This window comes from Arthrobacter sp. K4-10C (genome assembly GCF_059090085.1).
Map to the genome: position 1 here is coordinate 67,866 of NZ_JBNHFI010000013.1, position 22,498 is coordinate 90,363.

Sequence of the window (22,498 nt, forward strand, 5' to 3'; positions counted from 1 at the left end):
CTTGTACTGACTATTGAAAGGACGAGCCTTTGGCTTACATCACCCAGAACCCCACGGCCGGCCCCGCGCCGGTACGGATCGGGCTCATCGGCTCCGGCTGGATGGGCGCGTTCCACGCCGACAGCATCGCCCGCCGCGTCCCCGGCGCTGTCCTGGCGGCCATCGCCGACCCCAAGGTCGAATCCGCCCAGACCCTTGCCGGGAAGCTGGGTACCGCAAAGGTGACGGCCAACGCAGAGGACATCCTGGCCGATCCGGAGATCGACGCCGTGGTGATCGCCAGCCCCGCGCGCTTCCACTCGTCCCTGATCGCACAGGCCGCGGCCGCGGGGAAGCACGTCTTTTGCGAGAAGCCGGCCGGCCAGGGCCTGGAGGAACTCGATGCCGCGCTCGCTGCCGTCGAAGAAGCAGGCGTGCACTTTCAGATCGGCTTCAACCGCCGGTACGCGGCCGACTTTCAGGCCGCCAAGAAGGACCTCGCCGCGGGCGTTGCGGGCACACCGCAGCTCCTGCGCTCACTGACCCGCGATCCCGGGAACGGAAGCATCCCCAACGCGGCCAAAGTGCCGGCCTGGACCATCTTCCTGGAGACCCTCATCCACGACTTCGATACCCTCAACTGGTTCAACGAGGGTGCCGAACCGGTGGAGGTCTACGCCGTGGCGGATGCGCTCGTGGAGCCTTCCCTCCGTGACCAGGGCTTTCTGGACACCGCGGTGGTGACCATCCGCTACAGCAATGGTGCGTTGGCGGTGGCCGAGGCCAACTTCAGCGCGTTGTACGGGTACGACATCCGCGGCGAAGTCTTCGGCTCCAGTGGCATGGTCCAGGCAGGCCGCGCCACGGAAACGGCGGCCCGCCGGTACACCGCTGGTGGGCTTTCCGCGGACACGCCGCGGCTTAACGTCGAGCTGTTCCGCCAGGCCTACACGGATGAACTTGCCGACTTCGCCGGGGCGGTGCGTGCGCGGCCTGACGGTAGCCCGTCGCCGTCGTCCGGCTTCACCCTGACCCCCGGCGCTGCTGACGCGCGCCGTGCCCTGGCCACGGCGCTGGCCTGTATCGAATCGGTCAAGCGTGGCACCCCCGTTGCTGTCGCGCAGAGGGCAGCCATTTGATGCGCCTGGCAGTCTGCGCGGAAATGGTCTTCACGGACCTTCCGTTCGTGGAACGGGTGAGCCGGATCCACGAAGCCGGCTTTGACGTCGAGCTGTGGGATTCGCGCGGTAGGGACATCGCGGCACTGAAGGCCACTGGTGCCGTTTTCTCCTCCATGACGGGCTACACCTCTGGCAGCCTGGTGGACCCGGACTCGGCCGATGACGTGGTGCGGACAGCTGAGTCGCTGATCCCCACTGCCCTGGAACTGGGCGTCAGCCGCATGGTGGTACACCCTGCCGAACTGGTGGACGGCCAGGCCGCCAACCCCGTGTACCGTTCCAGCGGACGCATGTGGGCCACCGGCGCACGGACGCTGGAACGGCTTGGAGACCTGGGAGAAAAGCATGGCGTGACGTTCTGCCTGGAAAACCTCAACACCATCCTTGACCACCCTGGCATCCCGCTGGCACGGGCCAAGGACACACTTGCCTTGGTGGAAGCGGCCGGGCATCCCCACGCCAGGCTGATGCTGGACCTGTACCACGCGCAGCTGGGGGAGGGGAACCTGATCGAGTTGGTGCGGTCGGCCCTGCCTTACATCGGCGAGATTCAGGTGGCGGACGTCCCCGGCCGGTGCGAACCCGGCACTGGGGAAATCAACTATGCGGCCGTAGCAGAGGCCCTCACCAGGCTTGGATATGAGGGCACGGTGGGAATGGAGGCCTGGGCCAAGGATGAAAGTAACGATGCCCTGGACGCCTTCCGGACAGCTTTCACCGTCCATGCACAGGACAAACCATGAACGATGTAACTCTTGGGCTGGTGGGCGTCGGCCGGATCGGCGCCATGCACGCACACAATATCGCGGAACTCAACGGCGCCCTGGGTGCCGAAGGCATCAACGTCAGGCTCAGGCTGACCGACATCGCCGGACAGCATGCGCTGACAGTTGCCGATTGCCTGGGGGCCGAGTTCCTTCCGTCGGTGGAGGCACTGCTCGCGTCCGGCCTGGACGGCCTGGTGATAGCCACCGGCACAGCCACCCATGCCAGCCTGATCAAGGCAGGGGTGGACGCCGGCATTCCGGTTTTCTGCGAAAAGCCGGTGGCTTTGGATGTGGCTGAAGCCCTGCCTGTCCTTGAGTACGTCCGGGAGCGGCAGGGCGTTGTGCAGATCGGTCATCAGAGGCGTTTCGACCCCGGCTACCTTAAGGCGCGGCGGGCCTACCAGGCGGGCGAGCTCGGATGGATCCACTCGCTGCGTGCCGTCACATGCGACATGGTGCCGCCGCCGGTCGAGTTCCTGGCCGGTTCGGGTGGCTTGTTCCGGGACTGCTCCGTGCACGATTTCGACATCCTCCGCTGGCTGACGGGCCGGGAGATCGTTGAGGTGTATGCAAAAGGTTCCAACAATGGGGATCCGGCCATCGGCGCGGCCGGGGATGTGGACACGGCACTCGCGCTGGTGACGTTCGACGACGGCACGATGGGCACCGTTTCCGCCTCGCGTTACAACGGGGCCGGGCACGACGTCCGCCTGGAAATCCAGGGGTCCCGCGGAGCGCTGCTGGTGGGGCTGGATGACACAACTGCGCTGGCCTCGGCCGAACCCGGCGTAACGTTTCCGTCCGGAGAACCCCACCAGACCTTTGCCGAGAGGTTTGATGCGGCCTACCGCTTCGAGATGGCGGCGTTCGTGGAGCTGATCCTGGGCCTGCGGGACAATCCCTGTACCCCCGAGGACGCGGTAATGGCATCGCGGGTGGCGGACGCTGCCCAAGAGTCCCTGGCAACCGGGGTGCCCGTGCGCGTGGCCCAGAAAGTAACCAGTCAAAGGTCGTTCCGAAGCAACTGATGCCCCGTCCCGCATTTCGCGGGACGGGGCATCAGTGTTCAGGCGCTCAGCCCAAGAACGGAAGCCGCGGGTCTAGGTCCTGGCCCTCCCACGTCTGGCGGATCCAGCCGTGGTGCGGGTCATCACTGATGAGCCAGTCGCGGACCGGGCCGGGGCCGGCCATCACGTTCAGGTAGTACAGATCGTAGCCGGGCGCCGCCATGGCAGGACCGTGCCAGCCGTACGGTACCAGGACGACGTCGCCGGTGCGGACCTCCGCGGACACGTCGATGGGCCGCTCGTCGGAGGCGTAAACACGCTGGTAACCGATGGCGTCGGCCTCGGCGGGGGCAGCGGAACCTGCGGCCTTCCGTGTCTCGAAGTAGTAAATTTCCTCAAGGCTGGTCTCGCCGTCCTTCTCCTCGTCGTGCTTGTGCGGAGGGTAGGAGGACCAGTTGCCCGCCGGCGTGATGACTTCGCAGACGATAAAGCGGTCAGCTTCCAGTGCGGCCGGCGTGCCGAAGTTGTGCACCTGGCGGGAGCAGTTGCCCGCCCCGCGAAGCTCCACTGGTGTTTCCGCAGCGGTCACCAGCCGGGTGGGGTAGGACGTTTTTGCCGGCGCGCTCGCAACCGCAACCCTGCCGCCGTCGGCGGAGCGGATGGTGAGGGCCTTCCCGGTGCCGGTGTACAGCACGTCGCTGGGGCCGCTGAAGACACTGTCCCTGCCGGCCAGCTGCAAGTCCTCGCCGTCCACGGCGGCCGTGAAGGAACCGCTCAGCGGTACCACAATGCGCTCCTCGCCAAAGGCGGGAAGTTCGACGGCGGCGCCCGGCGCGAGCGTTGCGACCTTCAGGCCCGTGTAGGCCCAGCCGTCGACCCTGAGGGCCGAATCGGCCGTTCCAAGGGAGACGTCCCAGCTGCCGTCGGCGGCGGAACCCAGCGGATATACCCAGTTGGCCATAGAGTTTGCTCTTTCGTTCAGGGACGGGCGCCGGGATTGGGCGCCCACATGGTCCTGGCGCTTCGCGCCGGGTCAGGGGTTTTCGCGCTTAGCGCTGCACCAGGGTCATTTCGAAACTGTAGGAATCACCCCGGTAGACGTGGTGGCCGGTTTCCACATTGCGCCCGGTGTCGTCCACGGCGGTGCGCTCCATGGTCACCAGCGCCGAGCCGGGTTCGGTCTCCAGCAGGGGTGCCTGGTAATCATTGGCCACCATCGCTCCGATGCGCTGTGAAGCGAGCCTGAAGTTCACGCCACCCTTGCGCAGGATGCCGTAAAGGCCCTGCTCGCTGAGCTGGACCTCGTCAATGGACGTGATGTCGTCCCGCACCCAGTTCTCCATCAGCGCCAAGGGCTTTCCGCCCACTTTGCGCAGGCGGGTGAAGTGGTAGACCTTGGCGCCAGCGGGGAGGTGGAGGGCTTCACGCGTGGCCGCGTCGGCTTCAACATGGGAGAAGCTGAGGACTTCGGTGGTGGGTTTGCTGCCGTTGTTGCTTAGGTCGTCGTAAAGGCTGGAGAGTTCCAACGGCCTGCGGACCTGGCTGGAGACCACTTGGGTTCCCACGCCGCGCTTGCGCACCAGCAACCCGGACCGGACAAGCTCATCCATGGCTTTGCGCATGGTTGGCCGGGACAGGTTGAGCTGGGCGGCAAGGTCAATCTCGTTGTCGAGCCGGCTGCCGGGAGGGAGCACTCCGGTGTGGATGGCCGCTTCGATGCCTTGCACCACCTGGTGGTAAAGGGGCACCGGCGATGAGCGGTCGATGCTGAGGTTTAGTTGATTCGCCATTGAGCGCTCCCTTGTGCCGCAGGTTCCGGTATTGGATGGACCTTGCGAAATGTCAGCCTATGTTCGCTTGATAGGACATACTACCTTTATGGCGATAATAGCAGGCACCTTTAGGCCCGCCAAGGAGTCTTGCGGATCCCCACGTGGTTTTACGGCCACGAACCGCATAACGGAGGACACGCCGCGGATTTGCCTGGTGGACACCGTGGACGAGGCCGTGGCGGTCCTGCAGGGCTAGCCCGGTTCCGACCGGCCGGTCAGAGATCCTTCCGGCACTGCGCCTTGCTCAACTCGTACAGCCCGTTCAGGTCACCCGCGGACAACCCCTCCGGCGTGCCAATCTCCGGATACATCAGCTGCCTGGGGTCCTCCACGTGGTCCAGTCCCATCACGTGGCTCAGCTCGTGCAGGATCACCGCGGTTGCGTAGAGGTGGCCGTCCGGATTCAGCAGTTCGTTGGCGATCTGCGGCGCGTCCAGGTCCAGCCCGCCGGTCACGAATGTCTTGGGCCCGTCGTCATAGCTGAAATGGGTGCTGCCCCCGGTGCCGATTACTTTCCCCTTGAGCTGCGGGGCCACCTCAGGTGTGGTCCAGGCTATGAGCAGCGGCGCCCAGCGCTCGCCGTAGGCGTCCGGCTGGTAGGGCGGCCGTTGCGGCGAGGGCTGCTCGCTGGTGGTGCCGTCATAGATGAAGGTGATGCCGGTTGCTGCCGAGATGGTGGCTATGGCGTCCGGGACCAGCTGCTGTGAGCCGTCCGGTGCAAGGTCGTCGTTGACCACATAGTGGAGGGGGCGGCAGGGCGAATACCCCACCGGGCTGCCGTCGCCGTTGACCGCCAGGAAGCGGTAGGAGTCGCTGCCTACGGCAGGCGGGGCGGGGGCGCCCAAGGGATTATCTGCTTCTTCATAACCCGCGGGAGGGGTGTCCAGGCTGGTCTCTGCCGGGAGTTGCGCGCCGGCGTCGCCCGGCTCTGTGTTGTTTTCCCCTTTCTTGGGCTGGGTGTTGCCGGGGCCGATCCGGACGTCCAGGAGGTGCTTGACGCGTGGGTCGTCCAGCATCAGGGCGCCGCCAAAGACCGCTGACAGCAGGAGCGCGCCGGTCAGCATAGACCGGAATCCCAGTCCGGTGCGGGTTTTGTTGGCGGAGTGGCGCGGCGGCCGGGCCTCCATCAGGTGGTCCGCGGCAATGCGCCGCTGCCTGCCGTCATCAACCCACCACGGTGCCGAAGACCAGCCCCAGCAGGTAGGTCACTGCGGCTGCTCCCAGCCCGATACCCAGCTGCCGCAGGCCACGGGTCAGCGGCGAGGTGCCGGACAGCAGTCCCACGATGCCGCCGGTGGCCAGCAGGGCGGTGCCAACCAGGATACCGGCCACCACAAGGGCGGCCACTCCGGTCAGGCCGAAAATGAACGGCAGGATGGGGACGATGGCACCGGAAGCGAAGAAGCAGAAGCTGGACAGTGCAGCGCCCCACGCGGTGCCAACAGCCTCATGCTGGTCCTCCTCTTGTGGCAATTCCGGCTGCAGGGACAGGCTGGGATCGCAGTCGCAGGACAGCAGCCCAATGCGCTCCGCCACGCGGTGCTCCGCCGCTTCGCGGGACATGCCCCTTGCCAGGTAAACCAGGAGGAGCTCGTTGTGCTCGATGTCCAGCTTCGGGGCGGCGGCCAGGGTGACCTGGGTGGGACGGGTGGCCGCCAGGAGTTCACGCTGGGACCGGACGGAAATGAACTCGCCGGCCCCCATGGACATGGCGCCGGCGAGCAGCCCCGCGATGCCGCTGAGCAGCACCACACTGCTGGCCACGCCGGAGGCGGCCATGCCCATTACCAGGGACAGGTTGCTGACCAGGCCGTCGTTGGCGCCGAAGACGGCGGCACGGAATGTTCCCGCCAGCCGGTTGCGGCCGCGCGTCGCCAGGCCGCGGACCACTTCCTCGTGGATCTGCTCATCGGCCGCCATGGCGTCCGTGGCGTTGGGATCCTTCGCATAAGGGGAACGGCCCTCAGCCCGCTGGGCCAATGCCAGCACGAAGACGGAGCCGAAGTGCCGGGCCAGGAAACCGAGGAAGCGGCTGCGGAATGACGCCTGCCGCGCCTTGCCCGCCTGGTCGCCCAGCAGGGCGAGCCAGTGTGCCTCATGCCGGCCTTCTGCCTCGGCCAGAGCCAGCAGGATGTCGCGTTCTTCGCCCTGGCGGCTCTGCGCCAGGTCACGGTAGACGGCAGCCTCGGCACGCTCGTCCGCGAGGTACTGGCGCCATCGCTTGATGTCCCCAGCGGTGGGTGCGGGACGGTGCACTTCCGCTGCTGGCGGTGCCGCCGGGCCGGCGTCATGGCCCGGCGCGGCGGAACTGGAAGGAGCCGAAGGGGGCTGTGAGGGATTCGGCTGTGCGTGCTGTGACACGGAAACTCCTGGGCTGGATAGGGCGTGTTGCGGCCCCATTGCAGAGCCCAGCATACTGCGAAAAACCGGGGTTTTTTGGCTGGCAAACCTCGCTGCAGGGTTTCGGCCTGCCTCAATTGGGAGGTCCCCTGCATGCCTGCTCGGCCCACGGGGGACTATTGACCCGCCTGCCCCGCAGTGTTGTGATGAAAGTGTGGCGCAGCCAGCGCCCTCACCAAAAGAGCACGTCAGGCGAACAAACGGAGGTTGAATCATGAGCACCACCGGACAGCACCCGGACATGCCGCACCTTGACAGCGTAGAAGCGGATCCCGCCTACGACTACGCCGAGGATGCACCGGTTAACGAGGACGACTGGGACACCGAGGACGAATTCCTGGACGAGGAGGAACCTGTGGTCCAGGTGCCGCCCGTCGTCATCGACGCCGAGGACCGCGTGGTCCCGCTGGATCCTGACGAGATCCGCGAAACCGACGAATAGGACCTACGACGGCGGCGCCTCCCTTCGCTGCGTTGCGAAAGGAGGCGCCGCCGTCGTGCGTTGTGGTGCCGCTAGGGGGCTGTTACCGCTTCCGCAGGAGATTCCTCGGCGTCCTGCCCCGCGACCCTGCGCTGCCAGGCCCGCATGACCTTGGGGTCGGTGGGCGGGGTGAGGAGGGAGACGGCAACGTAGACGACAGCCGAGGCGATGAGGCCGTAATAGATCGGTTCGTTGGCATAGATGCCGTCCAGCGGCGCCTTGGCATTGATTTCCAGGACGATCATGGTGCCCAGAGTGACCACTGAGCCCACTGCCATGGAAGCTGCGGCGGCGGGCCCGGTGCCGCGTTTCCACACCAGGCCGCCCAGGATTGCCACCAGGAGCCCGCCCACCAGGATGTCGTAGGCGATGGTCAGGGCCGCCACCACATCCTTGGTGATGATGGCGATGACGATGGCGATGATGCCCAGGGTCAGGACCCAGATGCGGTTGGCCTTGACGTCGTGCTCCGGGTTGGCCGAGTCCTCTGTGCTGATGTCCTTGCCGAACCAACTGGCCACGAACGGCAGGACGTCGGCGCGGGCCACCGTGGCGGCCGCGATCAGGGCGCCGGAGGCGGTGGACATCATGGCCGCGACGGCGGCAGCCAGGACCAGGCCGCCGATGCCGATGGGCAGCAGGTTCTGGGCCACTTCTGCATAGACATCATCCTTTGCCGCGATCTCGATGTTGGACAGGGCCACGCTGGCGGCCATGCCGATCAGGGCACCGGCAACGCCGTAGAGGATGCAGTAGATGCCGGCCGTTGCACCGCCCCAGCGCGCCACTCCAGGGGTCTTGGCGGTGAACACCCGCTGCCAGATGTCCTGTCCGATCAGCAGGCCAAGGGTGTAGACCACGAAGTAGGTGATGATCGTCTGGAGGCCGATGCCGTCGATCTGGAAGAAGCTCTCATCCACCCGGCTGCGGATGCCGTCCAGGCCGCCGGCGGCCTGGAGCGTAAAGGGAAGCATGAGGAAGAAGATGCCGACGGTCTTGATGACGAACTGCACCTGGTCCGCCAGGGTGATGGACCACATGCCGCCCACCGTGGAGTACACGAGGACGATGGCGCCGCCGATGGCGATGGCGAGCGCGCGGTCCAGACCGAACAGCACAACGAAGATCGTGGCGTAGGCGCCCGTGGACGTGGCACACAGCATCAGGGTGTAGGCGAGCATGACGATGCCCGAGGCCTCGGTTGCCCGGCTGCCGTAGCGCAGGGTCAGCATCTGTGAGACCGTGTAGATTTTCAGCTTCTGGATGGTTCCCGCGAAGAGGAGGCTCAGGAGCAGGACGCCGGCGCCGATGGCCACCACCAGCCACATCCCGGAAATGCCGAACTTGTAGCCCAGCCCCACGCCGCCCACGGTGGAGGCGCCGCCCAGGACGACGGCGGCCATCGTGCCGGTGTAGAGGAAGGGCCCGAGGCGGCGGCCGGCTACCAGGAAGTCGCTGTTGTTCTTGGTGCGGGATTTGCCCCACCACCCGAAGGCCAGCATCGCGAGCAGATACACCACCACGATGGCGATGTTGATGACACTTACGTCCATGTTGGGTTCCTTGAAGCTGTTCGGCAGCCCGGGGCTGTATAGGGAAAGGGGGGATGGCCGGAGCCGCTGCTGGAATGATGCGCGAGAGGGCTCTCGATATTGCCTTCTAGGCAACAAGTGTTTCCCACAGGTTAGGCTGTGACGGCAGTAACAGTCAAGGGCCCTCTCTTGAAGCGACGTGGGGCGCCATGGGGGCGTCACAGTGCGGGCGGGCCATTAGTATTGCTCCAGATGGCCGGGCTGCCGGCCGTGAAAGGTTCGTACATGAAGGCACTGCCAGTTGAGCCGAGCAACGTTCCGGTTGCCATCGGGTCCCGGATCCGGGCCGCCCGGCAGTCCCAGCGGCTCACCATCGAGCAGGTGGCCGATGCGACGGGGCTTACCAAGGGGTTTCTCAGCCGCGTTGAACGCGACCTCACCTCCCCCTCCGTGGCCTCCCTGGTCACCCTGTGCCAGGTCCTGTCGATCTCCATCGGAGACCTTTTCGCCGCCCCGGAAACGCATTTGACCAAGCGCAACGACGGGCCGCGGATCTCCCTCGGCGGCCAGGGCATCGTGGAGCGCCTGCTGACAGCCCGTTCGGAGCGGCGCATCCAGATCATCCAGGCCTGCATAGAGCCGCATGGGCGGGGCGAGTCGGAGCTTTACGCCGTGGACTGCGATGTGGACGTGCTTCACGTGATCAAGGGCAGCATCCGGCTGATCCTCACGAACGAAAAGTATGACCTTGAAACCGGGGATACTGTCACTTTCCCGGGCCGCGAGCCGCACACCTGGGTGAACCCCACGGACAAACCGGTCGAGGTGCTCTGGGTGCTGGTCCCCGCGGCCAGCCGATAGCCCGTCCTGCCCGCACGTCCCCGTGCACTCCTGCCCGATTAGCTTCCAGCAGCTGCCCCATTCTGCGTGCGTTCCTGCCACCCGCTTGGGTAAACAGTTGGTGCTCATAGGAAAACCAGGGTGTATGATGGCTGTCACATCAGTCATACAACTCCTTGAAGGAGAGGCCTCCCATGGAAGAGCTGCGCATCGAAGCCAACGGCAACCTTGGCCCCATCGACTCGTCCCGAATTCCCCGCTACGCCGGCGCTGCAACCTACGCCCGCCTCCCTCGGCTGGACCAGGTAGCCAAGGCCGACGTCACGGTGGTGGGAGTACCTTTCGACTCCGGCGTCTCATACCGCCCGGGCGCACGCTTCGGCGCCAACCATGTCCGGGAGGCAAGCCGCCTGCTCCGCCCCTACAACCCGGCCTGGGATGTCAGCCCGTTCGAGAACGTCCAGGTGGCAGACGCCGGCGACATGGCGGTCAACCCCTTCAACATCAACGAGGCCATCGAGACCATCCAGCAGAACGCCCTCGATCTGACGGCGGCCGGCAGCAAGCTGGTGACCCTTGGCGGCGACCACACCATCGCGCTGCCCCTGCTCCGCGCCGCGGCCGAGCGCGCCGGCGAACCCATCGCCATGCTGCACTTCGACGCCCACCTGGACACCTGGGACACGTACTTCGGCGCCGAGTACACGCACGGCACCCCGTTCCGCCGCGCTGTCGAGGAAGGCATTCTCGACACCGAGGCCATCAGCCACATCGGCACCCGCGGCCCGCTCTACGGCAAGAAGGACCTCGACGACGACCACCGCTTTGGGTTCGGGATCGTCACTTCCGCGGATGTCTACTACCAGGGCGTCCTGGAGACCGTGGCCAAGGTGCGTGACCGGATCGGCGGCCGCCCGCTTTACATCTCCGTGGACATCGACGTCCTGGACCCCGCCCATGCTCCCGGCACCGGCACCCCCGAAGCCGGCGGCATCACCAGCCGCGAACTCCTGGAAATCATCCGGGGCTTCCGCGGCATGAACCTGGTGGGGGCAGATGTGGTGGAGGTGGCACCCGCCTACGACCATGCAGAGATCACCGGTGTTGCCGCCAGCCACGTCGCCTATGAGCTGGTGACGCTGATGGCGGACAGTGCAGTGCCCGGCGACCGCTTCGGCGCCGCCACCGGCTACGCCGCACAGGCGCTGGGACAGGAGATCCGCCGGCCGGCGGGCTTCGCGGCTGCCGGCAAGGAGTAGGGCCGTGATCGATTTCGGTCCGGGAACAACAGCCGCGCACGCGGAGAGCAACGCAGGAGCCGGTGCCCGCAACGGCGGCGACCTCGTCGTTGAAACGCTGGAGGCGCTTGGCGCGAAAACCGTCTTCGGTATCCCGGGCCAGCATGCGCTGGGTCTTTTTGACGCCATGGGCCGGGGCAATCTTCAGTTTGTATCCTCCCGGGTGGAAAACAACAGCGCTTTCGCAGCGGACGGATATTCACGGGCAACGGGTGAGGTCGGGGTTCTTTTCCTGTCCACAGGTCCCGGTGCCCTGACGTCCCTGGCGGGACTGCAGGAAGCGTACGCCACCGGCGTTCCCATGGTGGTGGTCGCCAGCCAGATCCCACTTGAAGGTCTGGGCGCCCGACGCAAGGGCATGCTGCACCAGCTCGATGACCAGAAGGCGTCCGCCGCGAACGTGACTAAGAGCCAGCGGCTGATCCAGCACGCGTCCGGCATCCCGTCAGCCATCCAGGACGCTTGGACCGAAGCGATTTCCTCCCCGCAGGGCCCGGTCTGGATCGAGGTTCCGCAGAACGTGCTGCTGGATCCGATCATGGTCCCGCCGGTGGAAGACGCGTTGGCCGAGGCTGCGGACAACCCGCCCCGGGTGGAGCTGGTCCGCGAGGCCGTGAAATGGCTGGAAGCCGCCGAACGCCCGGCGATCATCGCGGGCGGCGGCACCCGCCGGGGGCGGGCGCAGAAGTCGCTGCTGTCCATCGCGGAGAAGTTGCGCGCTCCGGTGATCTGCACGCCGGGCGGGAACGGTGCGTTCCCATGGAACCACGAGCTGTCCCTGCAGTCCTGGATGGAGGACCGCTACATGACCGACCTGCTGGAGGATGCCGACGTGCTGGTGGTCATCGGATCCTCCCTGGGCGAGGTGACCTCCAACTACTTCACCTTCGAGCCGCGCGGGAGGATCGTCCAGATCGACGCCGAACCCCGGGTGCTGGAGTCCAACCGCCCCGGGCTGGGCATCCGCGCCGATGCCGGGCAGGCGCTGGCGGCGCTCGACGCCGCCCTGGCGGTGCCGGGCGAAAGCAGGGCCAACTGGCACGGGATATCGCCGGAGGAACTGGTTAAAGAATCGCTGGCGAAGGTCCGTGCGCGCCTTGAGTCCCAGGACCTCGGCAAGGAGCTGAAGTTCATGGCCGACATCCGTGAGGCGGTCCCGGCGGACATGCAGACGTTCTGGGACATGACCATCGCCGCGTACTGGGGCTGGTCCTGCTGGGATGCGCGTGAAGGGCAGTTCCACTCAGCCCAGGGTGCCGGCGGCCTGGGCTACGGCTTCCCGGCAGCCATCGGCGCCGCCGTGGGCCTGGAAACCCTGGGAAAGCCGGGCCGGGTGCTTGCCGTGTCCGGGGACGGGTCGTCCATGTACTCCATCTCGGAGCTGGCCACCGCCAAACAGCACAACGTTCCGGTCACCTGGCTGATCGTGGACGATGGCGGCTACGGCATCCTGCGCGAATACATGGTGGGCGCCTTCGGCAAGGCCACCGCCACCGAGCTGGCCCGCCCCGACTTCGTCAAGCTCGCCGAAGCGTTCGGTGTGCCCGCAACGCGGGTGGCCCCTGAAGATGTGGGGGACGCGCTCAGGGCGGGTTTCGCCGCCGACGGGCCGAACGTCGTCGTGGTTGAAACGCTCCTGAAGATGTTCGCGCCCACCCACCTGGAGGCCTGACAAAAACCAGACAAGGCACAGGACCCCGGCTCCAAGACAAAGGAGCCGGGGTCCTTTCGTATGCCGTCGGTGAAGAGGAAGCTCACGATGGTTTCCCAAAGCAACTAAAATGGAGTTATAGTTGCTTCAGGCAAACAAGTAAGGAGTGTCTGCGGTCATGGCAGTAGCACCGGATACGGCAGCACACCTCGTGTACCAGATCTTCGACCTCCAGCGGGCGGTGCGGTGCATCGCAGCCGCCGGTGTCCGCGGGCAGGACACCGGAGTGGCCCTCCAGGGTGTGCTGCGGTTCGTGGGGGAGGGGGAGGCGCGTGCCACCAGACTTGCGGAGCGGCTGGGCGTCAGCGCGCCAGTCCTCAGCCGGCACATCGCGGACCTGGAAGAACAGGGCCTGGTGGTGCGGCGGCAGGATCCCGACGACGGCCGCGCCCAACTGGTGGCCCTCACGCCGTCCGGAAAGGACAAGCTCCGGCAAATTGAGGACCAGCGGGCGGCAATCCTCCAGGACTACCTGCGCGACTGGAGCGAGGAAGACGCCGGCAAAACGGCGGACACCCTGCACAAGCTCACCGAATCACTCAAGACATCAGCCCGGGCAACGGCGGCCGGCATCACAACAACGCTTTAGGAGCATCGCTATGGCAGGCAACACGGCCGCCCACCCCGCCGGGCCCGGGCAGTCCGCCCAGCGGACGCAGGCGCAGGCAGCAGCACCGGAGATGACGCACCGGCAGATCCTGGAAGCCCTCACCGGGCTGCTGGCGGCATTCTTTACCGCCATCCTCAGCAGCACCATCGTGGCCAATGCGCTGCCCACCATCATGTCCGACCTGCACGGTACGCAGACCGACTTCGCCTGGGTCATCACTGCCGCACTGCTGGCCAACGCCGCCACCACCCCAATCTGGGGCAAGCTCGCGGACCTCTTCAACAAGAAGGTCCTGGTCCAGCTCAGCATCATCATCTTCGTGGCCGGTTCGGTGATGGCCGGCTTCGCCGAAACCATCCCGCTGCTGCTGGTGGCCCGCGTGATCCAGGGCGTGGCCATGGGCGGGCTCACGGCACTGGCGCAGGCCATCATCGGCACCATGATTCCGCCGCGAAACCGCGGCAAGTACTCCGGTTACATGGGCGCCGTCATGGCGGCCGGCACTGCCGGCGGGCCGCTCCTGGGCGGCTTCATCGTGGACAGCCCGCTGGGCTGGCGCTGGACGTTCTTCGTCTGCGTGCCGCTCGCCGTCGTTGCCCTGATCCTGCTCCAGGTCACACTCAAGATCCAGCACGTCCGGCGCCCCGCAAAGATCGACTGGCTGGGCTCCATCCTGCTGACCACGGGCGTGAGCCTGCTCCTGGTCTGGGTCTCCTTTGCGGGCAACCCCGGCTACTACGACTGGATCTCATGGCAGTCCGCCCTGATGGTGGGCGGCGGCGTGCTCCTCCTGGCGCTGCTGGTCCTGGTGGAGTCCAAGGTGGAGCAACCCATCATTCCTTTGAAGATCATCTCGGAACGCACCACCGCGCTGTCCATCCTGGCGTCCGTGGCGGTGGGCGTCGCAATGTTTGGCTCCTCCACATTCCTGGGCCAATACTTCCAGGTGGCCCGGGGCGCAACACCGACGGAAGCCGGCCTCCTTACCCTGCCCATGATTGCCGGCAACCTGGCCGGTTCCGTGGCCTCGGGGCTCCTGATCACGCGGACGGGCAAGTGGAAAGGCTACCTGGTCGCCGGGTCCGTACTGCTGATCGGCGGGCTGGGACTGGCCGGCACCATGGACCACACCACCGAACTCTGGCATACGGGCATCTTCACGGCCGTCCTGGGCCTTGGCCTTGGCATGCTGATGCAGAACCTCGTCCTGGCCGTCCAGAATACCGTCCGGGCCTCCGACATCGGCAGCGCCAGCGCCTCGGTGGCATTCTTCCGCTCGGTGGGCGGTGCCATCGGTGTCTCCGTCCTGGGCGCCGTCCTCGCCAACCGGGTCAGCGGCCTCGCCACCCAGGGCATGGCCGCCGCCGGCATCCCTGTCCAGGGCGGCAGCGCTGGAAGCAGCCTCGACCTGGCCCACATGCCTGAACCGGTGCGGGACATCATGCGTGCAGCGTACGGCGATGCCACGGCCGAAGTGTTCCTGATTTCCGCCGCGGTTGCGGTCGTGGCACTGGTCTCCGTGCTCTTCATCAAGGAAAAACCGCTGCGCCGCACCGTGGACATCCAGCCTGCCCCTGACGCGGAAAGCACGACGCCGGAGCTTGCCACGGCGGGCAGGTGACCTGCCGAAGTACTCCCCTCGGATGATTTTTGGCCGGGTTGTTTCCCGCTGGGGAGGAGTTTTCGTAGAGTGGGACAGCTAAGGATGTCAGCCCCTGCTGCTACTACTTGACCCTTACTACCGAACTCATTCTTACCAAAACCCATTCTTAAGGATCCGCGGGCATGCTCCTCACCCTCATACGGAGGTTTTCCAGGCCGTACACGCCGTATCTCGTGGCCGTCATCGTCTTCCAGCTGGCCTCCACCATCGCCGCGCTGTACCTTCCCAGCCTCAACGCACAAATCATCGACGAAGGGGTGTCCCGCGGCGACACCGACTTCATCTGGCGCACCGGCATGGTGATGCTGCTGGTGGCGTTCGGCCAGGTGGGGACCGCCATCGCCGGCGTGTACTTCGGCTCCAAAACGGCCATGGCCCTCGGCCGTGACCTTCGGCGGGCAGTGTTCCGCAAGGTCACCAGCTTTTCGGCAAAGGACGTCAACGCTTTCGGCGCCCCAACGCTGATCACCCGCGGCACCAACGACGTCCAGCAGGTCCAGATGCTGATGCTGATGGCCCTGAACTTTATGGTGGCCACCCCCATCATGTGCATCGGCGGCATCATTATGGCGTTGCGCGAGGACCTCAACCTGTCCTGGCTGGTATGGGTTTCGGTGCCGCTCCTCACCGTGGTGGTGGGCTACCTGGTGGTCCGGCTGATGCCGCTGTTCCGGTCCATGCAGAAGAAGATCGACCGCATCAACGCCGTGCTGCGCGAGCAGATCATCGGTATCAGGGTGGTGCGGGCCTTCGTCCGTGAGCCGTACGAGACGGACCGGTTCGGGAAGGCCAACCAGGAGCTCACCGACGTCTCGCTGAAGATCGGCGCCCTGTTTGTCCTGATGTTCCCTGCCATCGGCATGATCCTGCACCTGTCCACGGCGGCGGTGCTCTGGTTCGGCGGCCAGCGCGTGGATTCCGGCGAGATGCAGGTGGGCGCCCTGACCGCCTTCCTGCAGTATCTGCTCCAGATCCTGGTGGCCGTCATGATGGGCACCTTCATGGCCATGATGATCCCGCGCGCCTCGGTCTGTGCAGACCGCATCGGCGAGGTGCTCGGCGTCGAACCCTCCATCCACGATCCCGAACAGCCCCAGGCGCCGGCCTCGCTGAAGGGCGTGGTGGAATACCGCAACGTGACTTTCGCCTACCCTGGCGCCGAATCACCGGTCCTCAGCAACATCAGCTTCACCGCCCGGCCCGGCCAGACCATCGCCATTATCGGATCCACGGGTGCGGGCAAGACCTCGCTCCTGTCACTCCTGCCCCGCCTTTACGACCCCGCCGAGGGGGAGGTGCTCCTGGATGGCGTCCCGGTCAGCAGGCTGGACCGGGACGAGATCACCAAGCGGGTGGCCTTGGTACCACAGCGGCCCTACCTCTTTTCCGGCACCATCGAGCACAACCTGCGGTTCGGCAAGACCGACGCCACGGACCAGGAATTGTGGGAAGCGCTGCGGGTGGCCCAGGGTGAACCGTTCGTCCGGGACAAGAAGAACGGCCTGAACGCCAGGATCGCCCAGGGCGGGACCAACGTCTCCGGCGGCCAGCGCCAGCGGCTCTGCATCGCCCGGGCGCTGGTGACCAGGCCTCGGGTGTACCTGTTCGATGATTCCTTCTCCGCCCTCGACGTCGCCACCGACGCACGCCTGCGCGCTGCCTTGAAGCAGACCACCGCTGACGCCACCGTCATCATCGTGGCCCAGCGGGTTTCCACCATCACCGAGGCTGACCAGATCCTGGTGCTGGACAACGGACGGATCGTGGACCGCGGTACCCACGAGGAGCTGCTGGAAACCTCGCCCACCTACCAGGAAATCGTTGAATCGCAGCTGACCGTGGAGGAAATGGCATGAGCCCCCGCAAGAAGGACGCCACGTCCACGGAAGAAACGCCTGATCCGGCCATGGCCGGATCTGCCGGTGCCGACGCCGGGATCCTGGAAGACGACGACTTCGTGGAGGAGGAGTACAAGCCCTCGGAGGCCGACGGCGACATGTTCGGCGGGATGCCGGCCAAGAAGGCAGAGCATTTCTGGCCGTCCGCCAAGCGGCTGATGGGACTGTTGAAGCCCGAGGCGCTGGGCATCTACGTGGTGGTGGCCATGGTGATCGTCGCCGTCGTGCTGAACGTCATTGCCCCCAAGATCCTGGGGCAGGCCATGGACGTTATCTTCGCCGGGGTGGTGGGGAAACAGCTTCCGGCCGGCGTCGGCAAGGAACAGTTCGTGGATGGACTGCGCCAGCAGGGGCAGGACAATTTCGCGGACATGGTGTCCCGGATGGAGCTGGTGCCCGGCACGGGCATCGACTTCGATAAGCTGACCATGCTCATCGCCGTCGTCCTGCTGATGTACTTCGTGGCCAACATCTTCTTGTGGCTGCAGGGCTACGTGCTGAACCGCATCGTCATGAAGGTGATCCGCCGGCTCCGCGACGACACGGAAAAGAAGCTCAACCGCCTGCCGCTGAACTACTTCGACACCCGCCAGCGCGGCGACGTCCTGTCCCGGGTGACCAACGACGTCGACAACATCCAGCAGGCGCTCCAGCAGGCCTTCGCCCAGCTGATCAACTCCCTCCTCACCGTGGTGGGCATCGTCATCATGATGTTCATCGTGTCGTGGCAGCTTGCCCTGATCGCGCTCATCGCCCTGCCACTGTCCGGCGTGGCTGCCGGCGTGATCGGCGTCCGCAGCCAGAAGCTCTTCGCCGCGCAGTGGAAGAACACCGGCTCCCTCAACGGCCAGATCGAAGAATCGTTCTCCGGTCACGACCTGGTGCGGGTCTTCGGCCGGGACGACGACATGCTGGAGCGGTTCGAGGAGCGCAACGAAGCCCTGTACAAGGCCAGCTTCGGGGCACAGTTCGTCTCCGGCATCATCTTCCCCGTCATGCAATTTGTCTCCTACCTCAGCTACGTTGGCATCGCAGTGGTGGGCGGCCTGCGGGTGGCCTCCGGCTCGATGTCCCTGGGGGACGCCACCGCGTTCATCCAGTACTCCCGCGAGTTCACCCAGCCACTGGGCCAGATGGCGGGCATGGCCAACATGCTCCAGTCCGGCGTGGCCTCCGCCGAGCGCGTGTTCGAGTTCCTGGACGCGGACGAGCAGGATCCGGAGACGGCCACCGAGCACCTGCCGGCCAAGACCGACGGGCACGTGGAGTTCAAGAACGTCACCTTCAGCTACACCGAGGACCGGAAGCTTATCGAGAACCTGTCCTTCACGGCGGAGCCAGGAAACACGGTGGCAATTGTGGGGCCAACGGGCGCCGGAAAGACCACCCTGGTGAACCTGGTGATGCGCTTCTACGAGCTGAACTCCGGCTCCATCACCCTGGACGGCGTGGACATCACCCACCTCAGCCGGTCCGAACTGAGGTCCAAGGTGGGCATGGTGCTGCAGGACGCGTGGCTGTTCGGTGGATCCATCTACGACAACATCCGCTACGGCAACCTGGACGCCACCGAAGAACAGGTCATGGCGGCAGCCAAGGCCACCTTCGTGGACCGCTTCGTGCGTGCGCTGCCGGAGGGCTACAACACCGTCATTGACGAGGAAGGCAACAACGTCAGTGCCGGTGAGAAGCAGCTGATCACCATTGCCAGGGCCTTCGTGGCCAACCCCTCGCTGCTGATCCTTGATGAAGCCACCAGCTCAGTGGACACCCGCACAGAGCTCCTTGTCCAGAAGGCCATGGCGGCGCTCCGTTCGGACCGCACCAGCTTTGTGATCGCGCACCGGCTCTCCACCATCCGCGACGCCGATACCATCCTGGTGATGGAAGACGGCAAGATCGTGGAGCAGGGCAACCACAAGGTTCTCCTCGCTGCCGAAGGCGCCTACCACCGGCTGTACATGTCACAGTTCGCAGGGGCGGATGCCGGTGAGGTGCCGGTGGATGATTCGACGGCGGTACGCAGCTGAGCGCGCAGGAAGGCCACGTGGGGCAGGACAACGGGAGTAACGGCCACCAGCGGATCGAGGTCCTGGTGCCGATGCGGTGGGGGGACATGGATGCCTACGGGCACATCAACAACGTCCAAATCGTCCGCATGCTCGAGGAGGCCCGGATCGGCGCATTCGGGCCGCCGAAGGGTGCCGGGATGCCGGGCATCGAGCCGCAGGTGTCGCTGTTCAACGCTGTCCCGGACGGGACCTTGGCGCTGGTGGTGGACCACAAGATCCGCTACCTGCGGACCCTGGAATACCGTAACGTTCCCGCCGTGGTGCAGGTCTGGATCGGTGCCGTCAAGGGGGCCAGCTTCGACATCCACTACCTCATCCAGGACCCTGTCACCGGGGAGGACTGCGTGAAGGCCAGCAGCCACCTCGCGTTCGTCGATGAAGCAACCGGACGCGTCCAGCGGCTGACGCCCGAGCAGAAGGAACGCCTGGCGCCCTACACGCACTGAACCGCTGGACAGACTCCGCTGGACACGACTCCTCTGGACAAGACTCCGCCGGACGCACTGGACTGGTACCACCACAAGCGAAAGGAATCCCGATGGCCAAGAACAAGACCCGCGTCGCCACGAAGAAGAAGACCTGGAAGGAGATGTCGCCGTCCGCCAAGGCAGGCACCATTGCCGTGGGCATCGCCCAGATATCGCTGCTGGTGGCCGCGCAGCGGGATATCTCACGGCGGCCCGCAGAGCTTATCAACGGACCGAAGGCCGCGTGGCGGGCCGCGTCGTTCATCAACTTCATCGGGCCTGTTGGCTACTTCACCTTCGGCCGGAAGCGGACGCTCCCGGTCAACGCTGTCCCGGCCAAGTAAGAAAGCAAATCCGGCACACATCCGATCGGTGCCGGCGGCGGCTGAGAACCGACGGCGGTCCTCTAACCGGGGCAGTTCCCTGGCCCCGGTCCGGACGCCCGCCTGGACTGCCCGAGCCGGCCGTTGAGCCGCCGCCCAGCTTCAACCTGTAAATTTGAATCCATGACCCCCGCCTCCATTGCTGCCATGACCCGCGCCCTCGGTATCTCACGGGAGATCGAGGACGCGGCCTGGTTTGTCCTCGGCCCGGGCTTGCAGGGCAAGCGGTCCGCGCTGGACGGGCGGACCCTGACGTGGACGTCGGAGGCAGCGGCAGAGCTGGCGGAGCGGCTGGAACGCGGCGCGCCTGATTCCAAAGCCCCGATGATGACGAACCTCCGTCACAACCTCGAAGGCGCCTCCAGGGAGGCCAAGCAACTGGCCGTTGAACTGCTCTTCCTGCAGTCCCTGCCGCTGGCCCACGAGGTGAAGTCCCTGAAGGTCAAGCGGGCCCGGGTTGCCGAGGCTGCGTCCTGGCTGGAGCCTCCGCTGGAGCTGCCCAAAGAGCTCTACCAGGGCATGACGGACCACGGCGTGATCCGCGACCGGACGGCCGAGTTCAACTGGACCATCTGGGACCACCTGAAATGGCTGTGCCGCTTTGTCCAGCACGTGGACCAGCAGCCGCCGGCGGTCATCACCGGCGCCCTGCAGGACCCGCTCAAGTTCCACCGCCTTGCCGCGGCGACCCCTGGCGACCAGCCCGCCATCCGCCGCAGCATCGAATTCCTCGCCTGGCCCAGCTACTTTGAACCCGTAGTGGCCGATATCGAGCGGCAGGAGATCCGGGACGCCTTCGCCTCGCTGGTGGGCGGGGCGAAAGGGGACAGCGAAGAGGACATCACCGCCGACATCCACCGGATCCGCCTGCACCTGGATGAGCAGGCGGGCCAGCGCATCGACTGGTACGCCCGGCAGCTGGTCAGCCAGTGGCGCAAGGTGGGCGATCCGGGGCACCGGGCCTGGCTGCTGCGGACCCACGGCGACAACACCGAACTCCTCGCCGCCTGGCAGGACGAGGAAAAGGTGACGCTCGACGTCGAGCACCTCCGGCTCCTGGGCCCTGGGGTTACGGCCGGGGTGGTACAGCACGCCGTGGACGAGGACTACAAGCACCTGGGCTATGTGGAGCGTGAGGACACCAAGACTGCCGTCTTCGCTTTCCTCACCGTCATGAAGCCCGGTGACCTGGTCCTGTACCAGCACGCCGGCACGGTGCGGCTGGGCGGCGTGCTGGGCGAACCCGACTACAACGACGACAACCGGCGGCTCCGCCGGAAGGTTCGCTGGTTCGACGAGGGGCACCCCGCTGCGAGCCTGCCGCGCCACGTGCAGCGGCAGCTCGCCACCGCAGGCATCGTGGTGGACGTGACCCGGGTGGCGCAGGCACTGCAGGCCCTCCTGCCGGCCGAAGCGGAAACCGAGCCTGACAGCGAAACGGAAGGCGCCGCCGTCGTACCTCCCGTCCAGGAGGGCTTCCGCCCACTGACCCGTGAGTTCGCAGACTCGCTGCACATGGAGCTGGAGCCCCTGCAGGAGATTGCGGACCTGCTGGAGGAGAACCGGCAGCTGGTCCTCTACGGTCCGCCGGGTACGGGTAAAACCTACCTGGCCAAGCATCTCGCCGCGCAGCTGGCTGACGACACCACTGACGAGCGCGTCAAGCTGGTGCAGTTCCACCCGTCCTACGCCTACGAGGACTTCTTCGAGGGCTACCGGCCGGACAAGACCGACGACGGGCAGGTGTCCTTCAAGCTGGTGGCCGGGCCGCTGCGGCGCCTCGCTGAGGAAGCCGCGAAGCCCGGGAACGAGAAGAAGCCGTACTTCCTGATCATCGACGAGATGAACCGGGCCAACCTGGCGAAGGTCTTCGGTGAGCTGTACTTCCTGCTCGAATACCGCGACGACCGGATCTACCTGCAGTACAGTCCCAACGAGCCGTTCACGCTGCCGGACAACCTCTACATCATCGGCACCATGAACACAGCGGACCGTTCCATCGCCATGATGGACGCTGCCATCCGCCGCCGGTTCTCCTTCATCGAGCTGCACCCGCAGACCGAGCCGGTGAAGGGCTCGCTCCTCCGGTTCCTGGAGGCCCGGCAGCTGGACGCCACTCCGGCGCTGCTGCTGGATGCCCTGAACAGTGCCATCGATGAGTGGGACCGCGATCTGATGATCGGCCCCTCCTACTTCATGAAGCCGGCCGCGCAGACCCCCGCCGGGCTGCGGCGGATCTGGAAGTACGAGCTGATGCCGCTCCTCGAGGAGCACTACCACGGCCAGCTCACCAGGGCGCAGCTTGAAGAACGCTTCGGGCTGGAACAGCTGCTGGGACGCGTTGCAGCGGGGTAGGCGGGCTTCTTCCGTGCGGCAC

General features: G+C 66.0%; 18 protein-coding genes and 1 pseudogene. 14 read left to right on the forward strand and 5 right to left on the reverse strand.

Annotation, left to right across the window (positions count from 1 at the left end; translation table 11 throughout):
- Positions 1 to 29 precede the first annotated feature (29 nt).
- Genes AC5RUU_RS17510 through AC5RUU_RS17520 form a run of 3 tightly spaced genes read left to right on the forward strand, consistent with a single transcriptional unit; the run spans position 30 to position 2,955 of the window.
- On the forward strand, positions 30 to 1,118 hold the full coding sequence (locus AC5RUU_RS17510) for a Gfo/Idh/MocA family oxidoreductase (RefSeq protein WP_493976479.1): 1,089 nt from the start codon (positions 30 to 32) through the stop codon (positions 1,116 to 1,118).
- On the forward strand, positions 1,118 to 1,903 hold the full coding sequence (locus tag AC5RUU_RS17515) for a TIM barrel protein (protein ID WP_493976480.1): 786 nt from the start codon (positions 1,118 to 1,120) through the stop codon (positions 1,901 to 1,903). The genes AC5RUU_RS17510 and AC5RUU_RS17515 overlap by 1 nt, the downstream gene beginning before the upstream one ends.
- Positions 1,900 to 2,955 (forward strand): Gfo/Idh/MocA family protein, encoded by a 1,056-nt coding sequence (locus AC5RUU_RS17520; RefSeq protein WP_493976481.1) that lies wholly within the window; start codon positions 1,900 to 1,902, stop codon positions 2,953 to 2,955. Before AC5RUU_RS17515 ends, AC5RUU_RS17520 begins: the two co-directional genes overlap by 4 nt.
- 46 nt (positions 2,956 to 3,001) lie before the next feature.
- Here the strand turns inward: AC5RUU_RS17520 and iolB are convergent, their stop codons facing one another.
- The 4 genes from iolB to AC5RUU_RS17540 form a co-directional block, all read right to left on the reverse strand.
- The gene (gene iolB, locus AC5RUU_RS17525) at positions 3,002 to 3,895 is read right to left on the reverse strand and encodes a 5-deoxy-glucuronate isomerase (protein ID WP_493976482.1); all 894 of its coding nucleotides are present in this window, start codon (positions 3,893 to 3,895) and stop codon (positions 3,002 to 3,004) included.
- A gap of 88 nt (positions 3,896 to 3,983) precedes the next feature.
- Positions 3,984 to 4,724, reverse strand: a complete 741-nt coding sequence (locus AC5RUU_RS17530) for a GntR family transcriptional regulator (protein WP_493976483.1) — start codon at positions 4,722 to 4,724, stop codon at positions 3,984 to 3,986.
- Positions 4,725 to 4,981: 257 nt separating this feature from the next.
- Positions 4,982 to 5,893, reverse strand: coding sequence for a matrixin family metalloprotease (locus AC5RUU_RS17535; protein ID WP_493976484.1), 912 nt, complete (start codon positions 5,891 to 5,893; stop codon positions 4,982 to 4,984).
- 37 nt (positions 5,894 to 5,930) lie between these two features.
- Entirely contained in the window at positions 5,931 to 7,127 is a 1,197-nt protein-coding gene (locus AC5RUU_RS17540) for a VIT1/CCC1 transporter family protein (RefSeq protein WP_493976485.1), read from the reverse strand.
- A 253-nt stretch (positions 7,128 to 7,380) separates the two neighbouring features.
- On the opposite strand from AC5RUU_RS17540, the gene AC5RUU_RS17545 reads away from it, so the two are divergent.
- Positions 7,381 to 7,608 (forward strand): hypothetical protein, encoded by a 228-nt coding sequence (locus AC5RUU_RS17545; protein WP_493976486.1) that lies wholly within the window; start codon positions 7,381 to 7,383, stop codon positions 7,606 to 7,608.
- 71 nt (positions 7,609 to 7,679) lie between these two features.
- On the opposite strand, the gene AC5RUU_RS17550 is transcribed toward AC5RUU_RS17545, so the two are convergent.
- Positions 7,680 to 9,200 carry a sodium:solute symporter family protein gene (locus AC5RUU_RS17550; protein ID WP_493976487.1) on the reverse strand — a complete coding sequence of 507 codons (1,521 nt, stop codon included), beginning with the start codon at positions 9,198 to 9,200 and terminating at the stop codon, positions 7,680 to 7,682.
- Between the two features lie 264 nt (positions 9,201 to 9,464).
- On the opposite strand from AC5RUU_RS17550, the gene AC5RUU_RS17555 reads away from it, so the two are divergent.
- The 10 genes and pseudogenes from AC5RUU_RS17555 to AC5RUU_RS17600 all read left to right on the forward strand — a co-directional run bounded on the left by AC5RUU_RS17555 (position 9,465) and on the right by AC5RUU_RS17600 (position 22,476).
- On the forward strand, positions 9,465 to 10,040 hold the full coding sequence (locus tag AC5RUU_RS17555) for a helix-turn-helix domain-containing protein (RefSeq protein WP_493976488.1): 576 nt from the start codon (positions 9,465 to 9,467) through the stop codon (positions 10,038 to 10,040).
- A gap of 173 nt (positions 10,041 to 10,213) precedes the next feature.
- Positions 10,214 to 11,278 (forward strand): agmatinase, encoded by a 1,065-nt coding sequence (speB, locus tag AC5RUU_RS17560; protein WP_493976489.1) that lies wholly within the window; start codon positions 10,214 to 10,216, stop codon positions 11,276 to 11,278.
- Between the two features lie 4 nt (positions 11,279 to 11,282).
- Positions 11,283 to 12,989, forward strand: coding sequence for a thiamine pyrophosphate-binding protein (locus tag AC5RUU_RS17565; RefSeq protein WP_493976490.1), 1,707 nt, complete (start codon positions 11,283 to 11,285; stop codon positions 12,987 to 12,989).
- Positions 12,990 to 13,146: 157 nt separating this feature from the next.
- Positions 13,147 to 13,617 carry a MarR family winged helix-turn-helix transcriptional regulator gene (locus tag AC5RUU_RS17570; protein ID WP_493976491.1) on the forward strand — a complete coding sequence of 157 codons (471 nt, stop codon included), beginning with the start codon at positions 13,147 to 13,149 and terminating at the stop codon, positions 13,615 to 13,617.
- Between the two features lie 91 nt (positions 13,618 to 13,708).
- A pseudogene (locus tag AC5RUU_RS17575) lies at positions 13,709 to 15,229 on the forward strand (MFS transporter); the annotation flags it as partial.
- 194 nt (positions 15,230 to 15,423) lie between these two features.
- Positions 15,424 to 17,157, forward strand: coding sequence for an ABC transporter ATP-binding protein (locus AC5RUU_RS17580; RefSeq protein ID WP_493976492.1), 1,734 nt, complete (start codon positions 15,424 to 15,426; stop codon positions 17,155 to 17,157).
- Positions 17,154 to 19,229 (forward strand): ABC transporter ATP-binding protein, encoded by a 2,076-nt coding sequence (locus tag AC5RUU_RS17585; RefSeq protein WP_493976493.1) that lies wholly within the window; start codon positions 17,154 to 17,156, stop codon positions 19,227 to 19,229. The genes AC5RUU_RS17580 and AC5RUU_RS17585 overlap by 4 nt, the downstream gene beginning before the upstream one ends.
- A gap of 71 nt (positions 19,230 to 19,300) precedes the next feature.
- The gene (locus AC5RUU_RS17590; protein ID WP_493976545.1) at positions 19,301 to 19,717 is read left to right on the forward strand and encodes an acyl-CoA thioesterase; all 417 of its coding nucleotides are present in this window, start codon (positions 19,301 to 19,303) and stop codon (positions 19,715 to 19,717) included.
- A 92-nt stretch (positions 19,718 to 19,809) separates the two neighbouring features.
- On the forward strand, positions 19,810 to 20,082 hold the full coding sequence (locus tag AC5RUU_RS17595; RefSeq protein ID WP_493976494.1) for a PLDc N-terminal domain-containing protein: 273 nt from the start codon (positions 19,810 to 19,812) through the stop codon (positions 20,080 to 20,082).
- Between the two features lie 162 nt (positions 20,083 to 20,244).
- Positions 20,245 to 22,476, forward strand: a complete 2,232-nt coding sequence (locus tag AC5RUU_RS17600) for an McrB family protein (RefSeq protein ID WP_493976495.1) — start codon at positions 20,245 to 20,247, stop codon at positions 22,474 to 22,476.
- The last annotated feature ends 22 nt before the right edge of the window (positions 22,477 to 22,498 follow it).